This window comes from Pseudomonas sp. D47 (assembly GCF_045447305.1).
Taxonomy (GTDB): domain Bacteria; phylum Pseudomonadota; class Gammaproteobacteria; order Pseudomonadales; family Pseudomonadaceae; genus Aquipseudomonas.
Genome location: NZ_JBJGXU010000196.1, coordinates 1 through 403, shown reverse-complemented (window position 1 = coordinate 403; position 403 = coordinate 1). Strand labels below are relative to the sequence as shown.

The 403-nt window shown below is 56.1% G+C and carries 1 protein-coding gene; it reads left to right on the top strand.

Features of this window, described 5'->3' with window-relative positions; genetic code table 11:
• Nucleotides 1-403: hypothetical protein (locus tag ACI77I_RS32220; RefSeq protein ID WP_407000255.1), on the top strand; the 403-nt coding region annotated here is incomplete at both ends.

Below are 403 nucleotides of genomic sequence, written 5' to 3'. Positions count from 1 at the left end.
GCAACGTGTCGACCCCAACGGTGGCCCGCTGGGCGAACCCATCCATAAAACCATCGGGCCCAGCGGCATTCTGGAAATCACCGAGTGTGATCGTAACCAGAAGTACCGAGTCAGTTTTTACCCCAACGTTTCCAAAGAACACTTCAAGGCGCTGCATGCCTCCTATCAGTCGGTCATTGCACCGCTGGAAGATTGGCTGCGCAGTGAGTGGAACGGCACCTTTGCGCCGCTGTGGAAGAACTACGCCGAGGCAAATTTCCTCAAACGCTATCTCTCGCTGCACCAGGCGTATGCCAAAGGCTTTGGCGATGCACTGTACTCGCTTTGGGACACGCTCAAACAGCTGGTTGAGTGGCTGGCTCACCCACTGGCGAACGCCGAAAAGCTGCTGCATTACCTGTCA